The 16,648-nt window shown below is 32.2% G+C and carries 15 protein-coding genes and 1 tRNA gene; 1 reads left to right on the top strand and 15 read right to left on the bottom strand.

From position 1 onward, the window contains the following. Positions 1–2: 2 nt before the first annotated feature. A complete protein-coding gene (locus ACTTAR_RS00080; protein ID WP_440697380.1) occupies positions 3–1,214 on the bottom strand; it encodes an aminomethyltransferase family protein in 1,212 nt (403 codons plus the stop codon). 149 nt (positions 1,215–1,363) lie between these two features. On the opposite strand from ACTTAR_RS00080, the gene ACTTAR_RS00075 reads away from it, so the two are divergent. Beyond that, on the top strand, positions 1,364–2,242 hold the full coding sequence (locus ACTTAR_RS00075; protein WP_440697379.1) for a LysR family transcriptional regulator: 879 nt from the start codon (positions 1,364–1,366) through the stop codon (positions 2,240–2,242). A 62-nt stretch (positions 2,243–2,304) separates the two neighbouring features. Here the strand turns inward: ACTTAR_RS00075 and ACTTAR_RS00070 are convergent, their stop codons facing one another. The 14 genes from ACTTAR_RS00070 to ACTTAR_RS00005 form a co-directional block, all read right to left on the bottom strand. Continuing rightward, positions 2,305–3,651, bottom strand: a complete 1,347-nt coding sequence (locus tag ACTTAR_RS00070) for an aminomethyl transferase family protein (protein ID WP_440697378.1) — start codon at positions 3,649–3,651, stop codon at positions 2,305–2,307. Positions 3,652–3,656: 5 nt separating this feature from the next. Then, positions 3,657–4,760, bottom strand: a complete 1,104-nt coding sequence (locus ACTTAR_RS00065; protein ID WP_440697377.1) for an aminomethyltransferase family protein — start codon at positions 4,758–4,760, stop codon at positions 3,657–3,659. A 1,053-nt stretch (positions 4,761–5,813) separates the two neighbouring features. Further along, positions 5,814–7,892: a primase-helicase family protein gene (locus ACTTAR_RS00060; protein ID WP_440697376.1), complete on the bottom strand. Its 2,079-nt coding sequence runs from the start codon at positions 7,890–7,892 to the stop codon at positions 5,814–5,816. Then, on the bottom strand, positions 7,885–8,286 hold the full coding sequence (locus tag ACTTAR_RS00055) for a hypothetical protein (RefSeq protein ID WP_440697375.1): 402 nt from the start codon (positions 8,284–8,286) through the stop codon (positions 7,885–7,887). Before ACTTAR_RS00055 ends, ACTTAR_RS00060 begins: the two co-directional genes overlap by 8 nt. Next, positions 8,276–8,836, bottom strand: a complete 561-nt coding sequence (locus ACTTAR_RS00050) for a hypothetical protein (RefSeq protein ID WP_440697374.1) — start codon at positions 8,834–8,836, stop codon at positions 8,276–8,278. Before ACTTAR_RS00050 ends, ACTTAR_RS00055 begins: the two co-directional genes overlap by 11 nt. Then, on the bottom strand, positions 8,829–9,206 hold the full coding sequence (locus tag ACTTAR_RS00045) for a hypothetical protein (protein ID WP_440697373.1): 378 nt from the start codon (positions 9,204–9,206) through the stop codon (positions 8,829–8,831). The genes ACTTAR_RS00050 and ACTTAR_RS00045 overlap by 8 nt, the downstream gene beginning before the upstream one ends. Beyond that, positions 9,206–9,586 (bottom strand): hypothetical protein, encoded by a 381-nt coding sequence (locus ACTTAR_RS00040; RefSeq protein WP_440697372.1) that lies wholly within the window; start codon positions 9,584–9,586, stop codon positions 9,206–9,208. The genes ACTTAR_RS00045 and ACTTAR_RS00040 overlap by 1 nt, the downstream gene beginning before the upstream one ends. A gap of 521 nt (positions 9,587–10,107) precedes the next feature. Continuing rightward, positions 10,108–11,088, bottom strand: coding sequence for a tyrosine-type recombinase/integrase (locus tag ACTTAR_RS00035; RefSeq protein WP_440697371.1), 981 nt, complete (start codon positions 11,086–11,088; stop codon positions 10,108–10,110). A 46-nt stretch (positions 11,089–11,134) separates the two neighbouring features. After that, a tRNA-Met gene (locus tag ACTTAR_RS00030) sits at positions 11,135–11,211 on the bottom strand. A gap of 77 nt (positions 11,212–11,288) precedes the next feature. Beyond that, a complete protein-coding gene (locus ACTTAR_RS00025; protein ID WP_440680632.1) occupies positions 11,289–11,495 on the bottom strand; it encodes a hypothetical protein in 207 nt (68 codons plus the stop codon). A gap of 50 nt (positions 11,496–11,545) precedes the next feature. After that, positions 11,546–13,990, bottom strand: a complete 2,445-nt coding sequence (locus ACTTAR_RS00020) for a GcvT family protein (RefSeq protein WP_440680631.1) — start codon at positions 13,988–13,990, stop codon at positions 11,546–11,548. 9 nt (positions 13,991–13,999) lie between these two features. After that, positions 14,000–15,010 (bottom strand): NAD-dependent epimerase/dehydratase family protein, encoded by a 1,011-nt coding sequence (locus ACTTAR_RS00015; RefSeq protein ID WP_440680630.1) that lies wholly within the window; start codon positions 15,008–15,010, stop codon positions 14,000–14,002. Between the two features lie 21 nt (positions 15,011–15,031). Next, positions 15,032–15,796 carry a hypothetical protein gene (locus tag ACTTAR_RS00010; protein ID WP_440680629.1) on the bottom strand — a complete coding sequence of 255 codons (765 nt, stop codon included), beginning with the start codon at positions 15,794–15,796 and terminating at the stop codon, positions 15,032–15,034. A gap of 54 nt (positions 15,797–15,850) precedes the next feature. Then, positions 15,851–16,648 (bottom strand): autotransporter-associated beta strand repeat-containing protein (locus ACTTAR_RS00005; RefSeq protein WP_440697370.1); only part of this gene is annotated, 798 nt, incomplete at its 5' end.

The raw sequence follows: 16,648 nt of genomic DNA, 5'->3' as shown, positions 1-16,648 counted from the left end.
AATTATTTTGATGAAATTGGTTTTGTTGGAATATCAATTAATTTTCCACGAGGAATTAAACGTTCCTCATCATACATTGGCAATCTACAAAGTTCAGCATCTTGTAGTGAACCATCTACACATTTAACTTTAACTTTTGTTCCTGGACCATTTACTGCATCATCCATTCTTACAATGCAAACTCCACATTCTTGATAGGGTGAATAACCTGACGAACAAACATGTCCTACAATTTTATCATCTAATAAGATATTCTTTCCTAATTGAGCCACACCATTATTAACTCTCATTCCCCAAGTACGACATTTCTTATCTGATGCCTCTAAAGCCTTACGGCCTATAAAATTACGATCATCGAACTCGACAAAATTACCAAGGCCTGCTTCAAATGGAGTTGTGTTTTCTCCAAAATCAGAACCTGCATTTAATAACCCAGCTTCTATTCTTCTTGCACGAAAAACAGGAGTACCAGTTAATAAAATATCAAATTTCTTTCCTACCTCCATGATATGATTGCCTATTGCTGCAATATCAGTATCTGGTAAAAGATAAATCTCCCAACCAAGTTCATTAGTAAAGCCAGAACGGCTTATCCAACATGTTTGATTTGCTATACTCATTTCTGCGCAATCAAAATATCTGAAAGGTTCAGGTAATGGATTATCTATTACTTCTTTTAATAAATCTAACGAACGAGGTCCTTGAACTTGACTTATCCAAACATTTGGGTCGGTTATCTTTACATCTAAATCTTCAGCATGAGCTTTATACCAGCTGAACAAATCACCATCAGCCTGTGCCATCCAAAATTTATTTTGCTCTAACCGTAAGAGCACTCCGTCTGTAATCATGCCGCCATCATGGTAGCAAGCAAATTGGTATGAACATCGTCCTGGTTTTAGTTTACTGATATTACGAGTAAATACTTTATTAAGAAGTTTTTCTGCATCTGGTCCACTGATTTCGATTGGTAATTCTCCTGTGTGTCTAAAAATTACATTTGTTCTAACAGCCCAATACATTTCATCATCAGTTGCTGTATCTAATTTTTCAGGGGTAAGTCTTGAGTTATATAAAGTGTATTCTGGATCGTAGGGCAACTCCATATAGCTAAGTGGATGAGGTGGCATTGTACGGGACAATTCACGTGGGCGCTGCCCTTCACTTAAAATGGCTTTTGCAACAAATCTTGTATTTTTAAGTGTAAGTGTCATTAATTATACGTTCAAAAAAATTGTTATATTAAAAAGTATAGATTTATAATTATTAAGTTAAGCTAGTAATTTATTGACTTCAAAACTAAAATATTAAACAATTTGTTTAAATAATTTGAACGATATATATGCCTTTGTACTCTTATGATATGCTACGTACTTTTCAAGTAGTAGCTAAGAACCTTAGTATGACTGAGGCTGCTTTAAAACTTAATCAATCAAAAGGTTCTATAAGTTATCAAATTAAAACTTTGGAAAACCAATTAGGTTTTACACTTTTTGAGCGAAGGAATGCGCGTTTACATCTTACTTCAAAGGGACAAAAATTATTAAATGTCTCTACATTATCTTTGGATCAAATTGATCAGGAAATTGAATTATTAAAATTTAAGAAGCCCACTCCACTTACAATTGCTTTACAATCTTATTTTCTTAGTAGATGGCTATCACCACGTTTAATGAAGTTTACTGCTAAACATCCAGAAATTGGACTTCGTTTTGTGCCTTTAAATTTCATAAATGAAATGGATAATATTGAAGCTGACATCTCTATTTGTTGGGGAAAAGAGGGGATGATTAATTCACCACATGAAAGACTTATTAGTTGTCCAGCTTGCCCAACGGCCAATAGTCAAATTGCTGAAAGAGTTAAAAAAGAGGGATTGGATAAAATTATTTTGACAACACCTCTATTGTTTGACTCATCTGAAAGTATAGGTTGGCAGGATTGGTTTAGTCATGCTGGTATTGATTTTAAAAAATCAATACAAGGAGTTTCTATTTCAGATTCTAATAGCCGTGTCCAAGCAGTTATTGATGGGCAAGGTATAGCACTTTGGGATAATCTGGTATCCCCTGAAATTAACTCAGGGAATTTACATTATCTATCTAATATTCAGTTAGATGAATATGGTTATTATATAAGAGTAAAAGAAAATATTCTTGAGAATGATACTGTTAAACTTTTTTTTAAATGGATAAAAGAGGAAGGCAATAGTATTTCATCTTCCAAGATTAACAAATCCTGAGGCGTGGCTTGTGATTGATAGAGTCAATATTTTTACAGTTTAAAGTAAAACCAATGTCAAAGTTAACCAATATTATCAATTACCTCCCTGGTGTTTGGATTTTTTGATTTGGTAAAAGGTATTGGAACTACTATAGCTTCTTCAGTTGTTGAGGAAGATTGATATTTTTCAGGTAATTCAATTAAGTATTTTTTACCTAACTTTCCAATTGGAAAATTATTTTTTGATAGATCACCTTCATAAGGAACATACCCCATTGCTATATTTGTTTTTTTATCAGGGTGATACCAAGGCGATGTAACAAATCCTACTGGTTCTTGACTTTCAATATTTAATATCGGCCAAAAGTCAGTTGCAAAGTCTAGAACAGGTTTTCCTGAAAATTCTAAACCAACTAGTTGAAGTTTGAAGGGTTTTTTGCCGTCTTTCAAATCACTTTTCATTTCTTCTAAGACTTTTCTTCCAATATAATCTCCTTTTTTATCCCATTCGCCCTTTCCAGATAATGAAACTTGATAACCTAAATTACACTGAAAAGGGTTATGTTCATTATCCATATCTTGGCCCCAAGATAAAATGCCAGCCTGAATTCTTCTGCAATGTGATGGTGCTGTTACCATCAAATTATGATTCTTACCTTTAGAGACAATTTCATCCCATACTTCATCTGCGTATAAAGTTGAGTTTAAAAGATAAATTTCATAACCTTCTTCTCCAGAAAATCCAGTTTGAGATATTATACAATCTCTTCCTGCTACTTTTGCTTTTGCTAAACCATAAAAAGGCATATTGGAAACATCTATTTGACTACCAACCAAATCATGCATTAAGTTTTTTGATCTAGGTCCTTGTACTTGTAGGGGGCAAACATCAATTTCCTTAATTTCAACATCAAATTTATTGTCATGATTAATACCTTGTAAATAAATTCCAATATCACTATCGGAAAGGCTAAACCAAAATTCATCTTCGGATATTCTTAGAAGAATAGGATCATTTAAAACACCTCCATATTGGTTACACAAAATCACATATCTTGCACGCATAGGTGAAATTTTAGTTGCATCTCTTGTAATTACATAATCTACAAATTTTTCTGCATCAGGACCCTTAACTCTAATTTGTCTTTCGACAGCAACATTCCATAATGTTACATCATTCATTAAAGCTTCGTATTCAACCATAGGACCACCATCTTCTGGTTTAGAATAGCCAAATGGATGGAACACTCTGTTATAAACAGTTGCTCTCCAAGCTCCATGGTTAATTGATTTATGCCAAAAAGGAGATTTACGAACCTTATTCCAAATTAACATTTGAACTGGGGTATCACCTGATTGTCTTAAATTATAAGGAACTTTTCTGTCTGATTGATCTACAGAAGTAATATGATTATTTTTGTTTGTCATATGAATTATGAGTGTGTTCTAGTTTTTTTAGGATCGTAAAACGGTAAACTAGAGACAATTGCATTTAGCTTCTTATCAGAAGTATTTATTACAACTGCTGTTTCTGGTTTAGAACAATCAACATCGATATGACCCAATGCCAAAGATTTACCCATTCTCTTTGAGTAACAAGGACTGTTAACAACACCTACTTTTTTATCATTAACAAAAATTCCCTCACCACCAGCTAAACCTTCGTTATGATCTATATCTAAACCTACATTTGTAAAATTTAGTTTATCTTTAACGTTCATTGCTGCATCATAACCACGATAACCAGATTTGCCTTTAGACATTGTCCAATGCAAATTGACTTCCCAAGGTGAATGCTCATTAGTCATGTCGTATCCATAAAATAATAACCCAGCTTCAATTCTAGCTTTATCTAGTGCTGTAAATGATGCGGGCATCACTCCTAAATTTTTACCTGCTTCTAAAATATTATCCCAAACAGCAACCGCATCAGTGCCAGAGACAAATAACTCAAAACCTTTTTCACCTGAATAGCCTGTTCTAGATAAGACACATTTTTTTCCAAACAATTCAGTTTCGTAGTGATTAAAATATTTTAAAGAATCTAAATCTACAGGAGTATGATTTTTTAATATCTCTAAAGCATTAGGGCCTTGAAGAGAAATATCATGTAAGTCATCATCAAATTTTACATCTACCTCTTTCCCTTTTGCACTTTTCTGAATAAGTTCCATACTTTCTCCTGAACCATGCACGAAAATAAATTCGTTTTCATTTTTGTAAACGATAGCATCATCAGCTATGAAACCTTTGTCATTCAAGACTATTCCATAACTAGATTGTCCAGGTTGAAGTTTTTTAATCTCTCTTGAAAAAACGTGGTTTAAAACTTCTTCCGAATCTTTGCCACTAACTCTTATTTTTTTTAATCCAGACATATCAATAATGCCAGCACCTTCTCTTATTGCATCATGTTCTTTGTCTGGGTCTGTATTGTAGGACCAAGCAGTACCCATGCCATTCCAGTCTTCTAGACCTGATCCTAAACTTTTATGTTTTTCAGCTAATGCTGATGTTCTTGAATTTGGTTTTGTCATTTATCCCCCTTAATTATTTTTTTTGTTAATTTTAAAAAACTTTGAATTTAAAGAGAATTATTTAGCTATGAAACTTTATTATAGTTTTGAGGGAAAGTTGTACTAAACATAAAACAATGTTTAGAAGTATTTTTTTTAAAATAAAAAATCATTTTATTAATTTTAAATTTCATAAAAAATATTAATATTTTTTTAATATTGAGTAAAGCAATAATTCACTATACCAAACAAATGTCATTGACGCCTATATGGAGCAGTAGTGGTACCAGAAAGATCTCAAAATTTGGAAGTTAAATTGACCCAATCTCTCCTTTTTAAAAATATGGTACCTAGTATTTACCCTTTAGTGTAAGTCAGAGACTCTTACTTGACCAAATAACTTATTGGAACTCTAGCAACAGTTACTTTGAAAAAAATTAATGTTGTAGTGAAAACTCCCTCATATTTTAATAGAGGTACCCCTCCTCATTTTTCTGGGTATGCAGGTTAAGTTTCATGATGCATTTTGCAAAAAAGACTGACCACTCAACAGGAACAAAGCAACAGGCCTCAGGGATTACCGGTATACATTTGCCTACATTGATAGGTTACATAGGGTAACAATTGGGGGATCTGCAGGGAATAATTTGCAGTAACAAAAAGTAACTTTTGACTGCCTCCCGGACGTCTCCAAAACTTTTTCAAGTTAAAAAAAGTTAAGTTTTCAAATACACACATACACACTTCACACAGCTAAATTGCAAAGCTCAAAAAAAATTTCTAAAATTCTAACCTGCATATTTTAGTTTAAGGCAGATCAGTATTTAACTGATCTGCCATGTAAACTATGTATTGTTCCTTTTCCAATGTCTGACTTTAACTCCAAGATAACCGAAGTTGTCTTGCACAATTTTTCGCAATTCTTCGTAGTCAACATGAGGGTATTTTGGTTGCTCTCCATTAGCTTTAAATACTTCCTCACATCTCCGCCTGGACTTTGAAAAGTCATTCATGATACGTTTCAATACTTGTTCAGGTGTCTTAGGTACCTGATACCTTTGTTGTTTTGACATATTAGTTTCCTCCTTTACTATCAAAATAAAATGGTGGGTATTTTCTACCAAGCTCAGTTGCAGTTTGATTTTTATACTGATCATGATTTCTAATAATCCAAACAGTTGCCCGATCTGCAACTTTTGCAACAGGACATTGCTTCTTCTGTTTGCCTCCAATGTTTTCAAGTGCTCTAGTTACTTCTTGCATTCGAGTAACTTTCATTCGCTTCTCAGATTTTAGATAATCAAACAATTCAATTGTAGTAAGTAGATCTCTATCAAATGGAAATACTCCTTGCTCAAATTGTTCTTTTATAAAATCATTAAGAGGTCTATCTGCTAAACCAGACATCTCATCACGATATGGTGTATGTGGTGCCGGTGCCAATGGATTAAACTTACTTAGATCTCTATCTAACATCTCAGCTAAAACACCGCCTGCAAGATTATGATTTAATCTATGTAAATGAAACTCCTCAAGCATTTGTTGATTACGTTTTGCAGGACTAAAATAAACAAAGTATCTCACTTCATTATACGGAAGTGGAAATGCATCTTTGTAGTTTGTGTTTATCCAGTAGTTAGTACAAGTGTCTTGCTCTGTGTATTCTTTATAGAGTTGCCTAACACCTATAGATCCCTCCGTAATAATTGTCTTCAGTGTGTTTATAAGCATTGCTTTTTCACTCCAAGAACCTGAGCTTTTTGCTTCATCAATCAATACAGTTTGTGCATTGACTAAGAAGCCTTTACCTTTGTCTAAGGCCTCAGCTAACTCAATTTTTCTAGTATTGTTTAGACCAAGTATATCTCTATGCAGATCAAACAAACTTCCTTTACCTAATTGAAATTCATCTGACTGCAGGATTACAGCATGTCTAATTTTTACACCAGGATTTTGATAATGGAATGCCAGCCAATCTAAAAAGTGATTTCTGTATTCTTCATGAGGTATTACATGTTTTACTAATGCCCAGAATATATCAGTATCTACATTTGGATCAGGTTGTAGATGATGTTTCTCATATACATTGATCATTAGCTTTTTATCTACATGAACAAATCTATTTAGATCATTTGGTTTGTAGGTAAAATCAACACAGACTTTGCTATCCTTATGTTGTTTCCAAAATTTTAAAGGTGTGTACTTACCGTCAAAATATTTAGAATATTTAACATCAATAGCCTCTGCATCGTACATCTCTTTATCTTCAAGATCGTAGTATTTTTTTTGCTTCATCATGTAAGCAATTCTTTCTACGAAAGTGTTAGTGTACTCTGGTAATGCATCTCTGCCGGTGATCTTAAACAAAAGTTTTTTGAAGTCTTTTACTTCATCATCAGACCAATTGAACTCCTCAGCAAGCTTAGGTAGTCCCTGCAGTTGATCAGATCTATCTCTTTTGTAAACATCTTCAACACGTGCAAGTCTTTCAGTAACATCATCATCTGCTGCTGTTGCAACTGCTGTAATTATCTTTTCACAATCAGCTTTTTCAACTTTATGATGCCAGAGTGATGCTACTAATTTTCTGATATACTCGTTACGTAAACCCTCATTAGAATATTTACGAAGTATTACACATGCTACACCTAACAATGCACAAGCTTTGTTTAGAGCCTCCCAACTTATTTCAGTTGGTAAACCGGTTGATGACCAGATAACTTTTTCCTCATTGTCATACTGACCAAAGCACATTGTGTAATGCTTATTAGCCCTGATCTCTACAAGCATAGACTTTGATTTGTCTGCGAAACTAAAATATTTTCTAGTATGGTTCTTATGCAGATCTATCACTTTAAACAGCCTGTGAGACCTGAGAGTGCTCTCTCGACCAAATTCTAGCTCAGTCTTAGGCAGGAAATAATCAGCCAATAGCAAAGCTTCCGAGCAATCTAGATCAACATCAACGATTAAGCTATCTCGCCCGGTTGCTATGTTAATATTTTGAAACGGTTTAACTTGATCAAGTTGTTTGATCTGTTTGTTTAAACGTACCGTCCAACTCTCCTGAATGGCCTTTCTGCCAAAGTCACTCGAAAAGATTATTGCATCAGCTTTTAACAATGCAGATATAGGTGCAAGATCATTACTCATCTGATCCTCCAATATTTATTCCTGACATCTTTAAAAGTTTTTTAATCAAGTCACGATCAGACTGAGACTGAACATCTACTACAGCACGATCATAATCACCTTGTGCAAGGTTTAACTTCTTGATCTTAGGCTCTTTAGATTTTCGATATTTTGCTAGATCTACAACACCACCGTTTGATAATTTTAATCTTTTAAAATACTCATCAGGTTGTCTTTCTAACCATTGGAAGATGTCTTCACCTTCTTTTTTATCATTTTCAAAGTCTCCTTTGATTTTATCAGTAAGATTTTCTAACACATCAAATTCGATATCTTTGATATCTTTTGCAAGTGATACTCCATCTCTTGCCGGCATAGATTTTTCTATGTTGTTAATAGTTCTTTTAGTTAACATGTTTCATTACCTCCAATCGCTTCGTTAACTGTTCTATTTCTTCTCTAAGTTCCTCATTTACGTCTTCGAGAATTCTAACTTTTTCTAAGGACTCAAGATTACTAGTTTTGAGTTTGTCCAACTCTTGCAAAGCATTATCTTTAATTTCTTCACGATCTCTTTCTAGATATGCAATTGCTTCAGATAGATCTTGAATAATGTTAACTTGCTTTAATGCGAGACTACTAACTTGCTTATATTCAACTCGACCACATTCACATAATTTAGTTTTACGTGGTTTAACGTGTAGCCATTTCTCAAGAATAGGTTTTAGTATTTTAGAGTCTTTAAATTGATCCCACAGTGTACCCTTGGCCTGTTGGACCTTTTTGAACTTACTCCAATCGCTATTCAATTTTTTAATTGGAACTGCAGTAACTTTTAAAACTGCTTTACCGTCTAACGCTTTCTGCAACTTTCCATATTCGCCTGGCGTCAAAGATACCACCATGTCTTTAGGCATATCTGCAAGTATCTTATCTAGTTCTTTTCTAAGTTTGCTCTTACTCATCTTTAAACCCCATTAGGTAATTTAAGCCTGAGCTTGTTGCAGGTTTAGTTTCAACTGGATTTCTAGATTGTTTAAGATTTTGCAAACCTTGTCTAATACCATTTAACTCATCTAATAAATTTAGATTAAAATCTAACTGTAACTGAGTAGGTTTAGATTTAGATTTTTGAACTCTATCTTTGAAAGGTTTTGTACTAGTTGGTTTAAAATCAAACCCTCGTACAAACTTCTCCATTTGTGCATTGTGTTCAACTGCTTCTTTTGCAGTTTTGAAATCAAAGGTATTGTTCTCATTAGTGAACCTACCGTCTTTGAATTCGACGGTAAGCTCATCATATAATGGTTGTAAATGATCAGGAAGTTTACCCATTAGTTAACTCCTTTCTCAGTCTTTTTAATTAACTCTAAGCAATCAAATATTTCTGTTGATGCTTTGCCACTTGAAATTTCAGAGTCTCTTGCAAAGGCTTTCTTTTCATAAGTGTTGGGTTTTCTCCAAACACCAAACTCAACTTTGTTTAATGCATCACATGACTCTTTCTCATTTATTTCACTTTCAAAATAATAATCATCACCATGAGATGCTGTATGTTCATTCTTACTTGCTTCTATAAACTTATATGCTGAGTTTAATTTATCCTTTATTAATCTCAGTACTTCTTTTGGTTCAAGTGGTGAAACATAATCTGTAAAGACTTTTGCTTCTGTGATTTTGGAATTATCTCCAATTCCTCGTTTCTGCTCTGACATAGTTTTTCTCCTTATATTTAGTCAGTGCTGTGGTGCTCTTACGAGCACGCACAACGATGGAATAATTCTTCATAGAAGATTACGAGATGAAGAAACTTTGAAACTTCGTGATGAAGTATACACTTGCAAGTGAGTACATGATAAAATCGTTATAGATAATATTGGTTTTATCTTTCATTAAAGTCTGTAACTTACACATCGTAATCATTTAAATTATTCCACTAATTTAATTTTGTCGAAAAATGTAAGGTTGCAGATCTTACGGTTTGTAGTTTTCAACTTAACTACTCAGAGATGCTTCAGTCTTTATAGTGTTTCAATCTCATTCTCACTGAGTTCACTCCTGATAAATCAGGCTTCATGAACATATATAATGCTTTAAAATTATTTGTCTAGATTAGGAGATTATAGGAGACACAATTGAGTCACATTTAACTTAAATAGTGACTCGTAATTGCGCCTAATTTCACCGTAAGTTTTCGTAAAACTTTTTTCAAAAAAAATTAATTTTTATTATTCTATTATCTTAATTTCTTAGCTAAATGCTCTGCAGAAATATGCGTATATCTTTTCAATATTTTTAGGTCCTTCCACCCACCTTGAGCTGAGATTTCTGTGATACTCCAACCATTCATAGATGCTCTTGTAGCAAAGGTATGCCTTGTTGAATGAAATCTTTTATTAATTCCTGTCCATTTCTTTAGCTGTTGCCAATAAAAATCAACTGTATCTCCTCTTTCACAATTAATTAATTTCCCGTTGATATTTATTGGAAGTTTATTGATTTCATCCATAGCTCTTTTAGACAAACCTACTCTTCTAGATAAACCATTTTTAGTTTCTCTTAAAATCACAGTATGTTTATTAAAGTCTATATCCTCTCTTCTAATCTTAAGTATTTCACCGCGTCTAATTCCACAATCTAAACCAAGCATAATAACTAACTTTAACCATTTGGCTTTTGAATGTTCTGCATGCTCTAAAAGAACTTTCTCCTCATCTGGTTCAATCACTTCACCTTTGAACTCTGGTTCTTTTAAACGTTTAATAAACTCACAAGGATTTGTTGGAAGATAAATTCCAAGTATTTGCCTTGCATATTTAATAGAGACAGAGATTAATGTTAAATATTTATTAACTGTACTTGGGTTTAGTTCTTTTAATAACTCTTGCTGATAATCTCTTAAAAATAATGGCGTGACTTGAATAAGTTTTAATTTTGCTATTTTATGTTTTGAGAGTTTTTGAGCTTTATATCGTTCCGATTGATAGCTCTTTTTATTAACTACTACCTCTTTGATGTAACGATTAATTAAATCCTTAAGTAGAATATTATTAGCAGCAGTTAAATCTTCAAATATTCCTTTATCTAACTTGCTCTCTTGTTCTCTTGCCCAGCGTTGAGCATCTTCTTTATTTATAAATGTTTTTGATAAATTTTTAGAATTGTTTCTTCTTATTCTAACTTCCCATTTACCATTCCTTTTTCTATATCCAGCCATATCTATTGACGCCTCAGAGACGCAAATCAGACTAATGGTTCTAGAATGGTAGCGGGAAGTGGGATCGAACCACTGACCTCGGGCTTATGAGTCCCGCGCTCTAACCAACTGAGCTACCCCGCCGTAAACATTGATGCTTATAATATAAATTCTCAAGCTTTCAATAAACATTTTAGGTTTAAAATGAATAATTTTAACAATTAAATAATCACATATGCGCTAACAGCACAAAGCAAGACAATAAAGATTGACGTAAATAATATTCTTTTTTTAAAAATTCTTTTTTCATCTAATCTAACTCTATTAAGCAAAATATTAACATTAGTTGTTTTGATTTTTTCTAAAGATTTATTTTGATTTTTTTTTCTAGTATCAAATAAAGTTGTTTCTTCACTATTTTTTTTCACATCTTATTTAACCACGCAAAAGTAATAATTACAAATAATTAAAAATTTATTTAGATTTTTTTAAAATTATTTTGTTTAAGAGATTTTGTTAGTATCTCGGCTAAGTATTTTTGTTTTTCTACTTCAATATAAAGCTTATTTTTCAACAAATCTTCGTTAGATAAATTTGTTTCAATATATCCAAATGATAAATTTTTATTAAAATTAAAAGAGTAATTACCCGAAGTAGTCTTACCAATTATCTGATCATTTAAATAAATCGGCTCCTCATGGAGAAGCAAAGGTTTTCCAGGTATACTTTCTTTTAAGGTAAGCATCACAAATCTTCTGCTTGGTATTTTATCTTTAATTTCTAATAATTTTTGCTTTCCTATAAAATCAAAATCTTTTTTAAAACTAATCGCAAAATTTAATCCTGCTTGATATTGATTTTCTTCAGGAGAAATATCATGACCCCAATGTAAAAAACCACTTTCCATTCTCATTGTATCCATACAATGAGCTCCACAATGAGATAAGTTAAATCCTACTCCAGTTTTTACTATTAAATTATAAATCTCTTTTGCACTTTCATTGCTGATATAAAGCTCAAAACCTAATTCTCCAACATAAGATAATCTTTGAAACCAGATATTATGACTATTGATTTTAACATATTTACCAGTGCCAAATTTAAATTCTTTATTTGATAAATTTGTATTTGTAATTTTTGACAATAAATCTCTACTTTTTGGTCCAAAAACTCCAAGACATACAAGTTCATCTGTAACATCCTTAAATTCAACATCGTTTGATATATGCTTTAAAATATGAGCTTTATCATGAGTACGTGTTGCAGCTGAACTAATTATTCTAAAGTAATTTTTATCTAAACAAACAATAGTTAAATCAGTTTCAATACCCCCACCCTCATTTAACATGTGAGTATAAGTACATTTTCCAATTTCGTTTTTAATATTGGCTGTGCATAATCTTTGTAACTCTTCATATGCTTTTTCACCTTTCATTTCATATTTAGAAAAAGGAGAAAGTTCAAACAAACCAACATTTTCAGTAGTATTTTTACATTCATACTCAACCGACGAATACCAATTTTGATAATTAAAACTATATTCATACTCTGGTTTAGAACCATTTAATGCATACCACATAGGTCTTTCATATTCTCCTGATTGACCAAAGCAAGCACCTGCTTTTTTAAGTTCATCATGATATGGAAGTAATCTTTGATCTCTTGAAGTGTTGTGCTGTTTATAAGGCCAATGCATTCCATATAAATCACCCAAAGTTTCAGTAACTCTATTCATTATAAATTTCTTAGAAGAATGAAATTTTTGAAATCTTTTAATATCTAAAGAATATAAATCTTCATTCATATATCCATTTATCATCCACTCAGCTGTTACTCTTCCTGCCCCACCTGAGCTTGCTATTCCAATGCTATTAAATCCGCAGCATGTATATAAATTTTTAACTTCAAAAGTTTCACCTAAAAGATACTGAGTATCAGGAGTAAAAGACTCTGGACCTGAAAAAAACTTTCTAACCCCAGCATTTTCTAAAATAGGTAAACGGTGAAAGGACTTTTCCAAATAAGGCTCAAAATGATCAAAATCATCAGGAAATTCACCAAAAGAAAAATCTTCAGGAACAATTCCTGTTTCTTTAAAAGCATTTTTAGCACCAGGCTCAAATATCCCAACTAGCATTTTACCTGCATCTTCTTTGAGATATAAGCAGTCATTATAATCCCTTAAAACAGGTAGATTTTTGGGCAAATCCTTCATTGGCTCTGTAATGATGTAAAAATGTTCGTTAGGATATAAAGGAATACTAACACCAATTTCCTCACCAATTTGTCTAGACCACATTCCGGTTGCAAGAACTACATATTCACAATCTATTTTACCAAATTTAGTTTCAACACCATTAATTCTACCATTTTTGGTTAATATTTTTTTAACTGGAGTTTTTTCAAATATTTTAGCCCCCTCTAATTTTGCAGCTTTTGCTAAAACATTGGTTACTCCAACTGGATCTGCTTGACCATCTTCTGGCATATAAACACCACCAAAAAGATCTTGATCATGAATTACTGGATACAATTCTTTAATTTTTTTTTGATCTAAAACTTCAACATTTACATCAAACAACTGAGCAGCCGTTGCTTGTCTTAATAATTCTTGAAGACGTGCTTTAGAGCTTGCTACTGTTATGGCACCATTTTGTTTTAATCCAGTTGAAAGACCAGTTTTAGCTTCAAGTTCTTTATATAAATTTAATGAATATTTTCTAAGTTTAGTAATAGTAGCCGTAGCTCCCAGTTGACCCATTAAACCTGCTGCATGCCAAGTAGTTCCTGAGGTAAGCTGATCACGTTCTAATAAGATTGTATCTTTCCACCCAAATTTAGCTAAGTGATAAGCACATGAAGTGCCTGCTACACCTCCACCAATTACAACAACTTTACAGCTTTTAGGAAGATCTTTGTTCATCTAGATTTGTTAGGACTTTGTATATTTACTTAAGTTCAATCTGTTTTGACTCATTTCGCTTTCGATCCATTTGTAAGTTTTAGTTAACCCATCTTTTAAGGACATTTCATAACTCCAATTAAGAACTTTTTTAATTAATTCATTATTACTCGATCTACCTCTGACACCTTTTGGTTTATCTAATTGATAATTTTTATTTAATTTTTCAATTTCAGCTATTTCACTAATTATGTCTATCATTTGATTTATAGAAACTTGCTCATCACTTCCAATATTTATAGGCTCTGAATAATCACTCTCAAATAGTTTTAAGGTGCCTTCAATGCATTCATCAATAAATAAAAAAGTTCTTGTTTGCTCACCATCTCCCCACACATCAATTGATTGGGAGTTTTCTTTTTTAGCTTGAATGATCTTTCTACATAAAGCTGCGGGTGCTTTTTCTCTTCCTCCATCATAAGTTCCATAAGGTCCATAGATGTTATGATAGCGAGCAATTCTTACCTGAATTCCATAATCCTCCATAAAATGTCGACACATTCTCTCAGAAAAAAGCTTTTCCCAGCCATAGCCATCTTCTGGATTAGCTGGATAAGCATCGTCTTCTTTTAATCCCTCAATGAACGACTGTTGTTGTTTATCAATATTGTAAGCACAAGCACTGGAAGAGAAAAAATATTTCTCAACTTTATGTTCATTACAAGCAACTAGTAAATTAGTGTTTATAAGTACCGATTGCATGCATTCTGCTTTGTTATTTTCAATAAAGCCCATACCACCCATATTACATGCCATATTAAATACATAATTCACCCCTTTTGAAACTTTTCTACAATTTAGGATATCTTTCATATCCATTGCATAATGATTTTCTGTTTCATCAAAATCTTGAAACCAATATTCTTTAGGCTTGATATCACAACAAACTATCTGGTTGCCATTTGCCAAAAGTTTTTTAACTAAATGACCGCCAATAAATCCACCCGCTCCCACAACAAGTATTTTTTTACTTTTATCCATTTAATATATTATTTTTAACATTTATAATTTTTCACTTTCAAACTCTAGGTTAATATCTGATATATTTGGATTATTTTTTTGATCTAAAGGGTGAGGAAATTTAACATTTTCAGATATTACTTCTGGTTCTTTTGAAAATGATACCTCAAGTGAAGTTGGAATATTATTTAATCCATAGTTAGCAAAATTATTAGGGTGAATATGAATTAATTTTAAATTTGTTTTTTTTATAAAATTATTAATTCTTTCAATATTTAAGTCGACTTGATGAAATTCAATTACTAGACCTTTAATGTGATTTTCAAATTTAATGATATCATCTAAAATTCGATACTCAGATCCTTCTATATCAATCTTGATAAATATTTTTTTATTAAAATTTGTTTTTTTTATAATATCTTCAAATCGAATATCTTTCCAAATTCGATTACCTCCAACACCAATTTTTTCAAAATATATAAAATTATTTTTATTATTAAAAAAATTATAAAACTTAAAAGTATTAATAATTTCACTTATAAAATTCTTTAAATTTAACTTAATTAAATTAAATAAAATTTGTTTAATAAAAAATTTCAGATTAATTGAAGGATCATAAGCATGTACTGGTATTTTGTTTAATTGAACAAAATGTTTTTCAAATGAAAAATCATTGCTTATTCCAAATGACACTAAGAATTCTGATTGCTTAACTGCTTTTGTACATACAAGATATCCACCATCATTTGATTTTCCAATTCTAAGTAAATTAAATAAAGCTTTGGGTTTAAAAGTTAAAGGCAGCATAACAGAATCAATTACTAATCATCATTCTATTATAAACAGATTAAGGATTGTATGCTAATTAGCAGCTATATCAGAGTCACCTTCAACAATGGTACTACCAAATCTGTTAATTTTTCCGCTTCCCCTCTTAGATATTGTACCAGAACCACTTAAAGTACCTTCGTAGTTTTGATCGCTTCCTTGGTATACAATTAATGTACCATCTGTTCCAAAATCAATATCAGATCGATCATTACCAATTAATGTTCTAATTGTTGTCGTACCACCATTAATATCTAGTGTTGCACCAGCAACATTTGCAATAGTAACAGCTCCAATTTCAGAGTTATTAGCATATACTAATGAACCTGCATTAATTGTTGTTAATCCAGTATGTTTATTAATAGCATTTGTAAATGTTACATCTGAAGAACCATTTTTAACTAATGATCCATCTCCTCTAATATTACCTGCAAAATTAGCATTGCTAGACTGTGTAATTGTTAAGCTACTAGAACCAAGTAAATTCAACATTGCATTAGAGTTAGTACCACTCAACGTACCAATTGTTTGAGATGTACCATCAGGTAATACAAGATCAGTAGCGCCTGTTCCATTCATCGTTACAGCTCCGGTATTGAGTAACGCATTATTCGTACCTACTTTAATTTGACCTCTACTAATCGTTGTTCCACCAGAGTATGTGTTTGCTCTAGTTAAGGTTAGAGCCGCTACTCCTGTTTTCGTCACTGAACCTGTACCACTAATCACCCCGTCGTACGTACCATTACTTCTTTGATCAATCGTTAATGCTCCAGCGCCTAGAGTAATGTTACCACCATCAGCACCTCCACCTGTTAGAGTACCAATGGT

The sequence above is a fragment of the Candidatus Pelagibacter sp. HIMB1709 genome, assembly GCF_052047635.1.
GTDB lineage: Bacteria > Pseudomonadota > Alphaproteobacteria > Pelagibacterales > Pelagibacteraceae > Pelagibacter.
The sequence above is the reverse complement of the archived record's forward strand: the minus strand, read 5'-3'. Positions and strand labels throughout refer to the sequence as shown.

Excerpts from the sequence above, each read along its gene's own strand:
- ACTTAR_RS00080 (WP_440697380.1), bottom strand. The coding sequence starts at position 1,214 with ATGACACTTACACTTAAAAATACAAGATTTGTTGCAAAAGCCATTTTA.
- ACTTAR_RS00075 (WP_440697379.1), top strand. The coding sequence starts at position 1,364 with ATGCTACGTACTTTTCAAGTAGTAGCTAAGAACCTTAGTATGACTGAG.
- ACTTAR_RS00070 (WP_440697378.1), bottom strand. The coding sequence starts at position 3,651 with ATGACAAACAAAAATAATCATATTACTTCTGTAGATCAATCAGACAGA.
- ACTTAR_RS00065 (WP_440697377.1), bottom strand. The coding sequence starts at position 4,760 with ATGACAAAACCAAATTCAAGAACATCAGCATTAGCTGAAAAACATAAA.
- ACTTAR_RS00060 (WP_440697376.1), bottom strand. The coding sequence starts at position 7,892 with ATGAGTAATGATCTTGCACCTATATCTGCATTGTTAAAAGCTGATGCA.
- ACTTAR_RS00055 (WP_440697375.1), bottom strand. The coding sequence starts at position 8,286 with ATGTTAACTAAAAGAACTATTAACAACATAGAAAAATCTATGCCGGCA.
- ACTTAR_RS00050 (WP_440697374.1), bottom strand. The coding sequence starts at position 8,836 with ATGAGTAAGAGCAAACTTAGAAAAGAACTAGATAAGATACTTGCAGAT.
- ACTTAR_RS00045 (WP_440697373.1), bottom strand. The coding sequence starts at position 9,206 with ATGGGTAAACTTCCTGATCATTTACAACCATTATATGATGAGCTTACC.
- ACTTAR_RS00040 (WP_440697372.1), bottom strand. The coding sequence starts at position 9,586 with ATGTCAGAGCAGAAACGAGGAATTGGAGATAATTCCAAAATCACAGAA.
- ACTTAR_RS00035 (WP_440697371.1), bottom strand. The coding sequence starts at position 11,088 with ATGGCTGGATATAGAAAAAGGAATGGTAAATGGGAAGTTAGAATAAGA.
- ACTTAR_RS00020 (WP_440680631.1), bottom strand. The coding sequence starts at position 13,990 with ATGAACAAAGATCTTCCTAAAAGCTGTAAAGTTGTTGTAATTGGTGGA.
- ACTTAR_RS00015 (WP_440680630.1), bottom strand. The coding sequence starts at position 15,010 with ATGGATAAAAGTAAAAAAATACTTGTTGTGGGAGCGGGTGGATTTATT.
- ACTTAR_RS00010 (WP_440680629.1), bottom strand. The coding sequence starts at position 15,796 with ATGCTGCCTTTAACTTTTAAACCCAAAGCTTTATTTAATTTACTTAGA.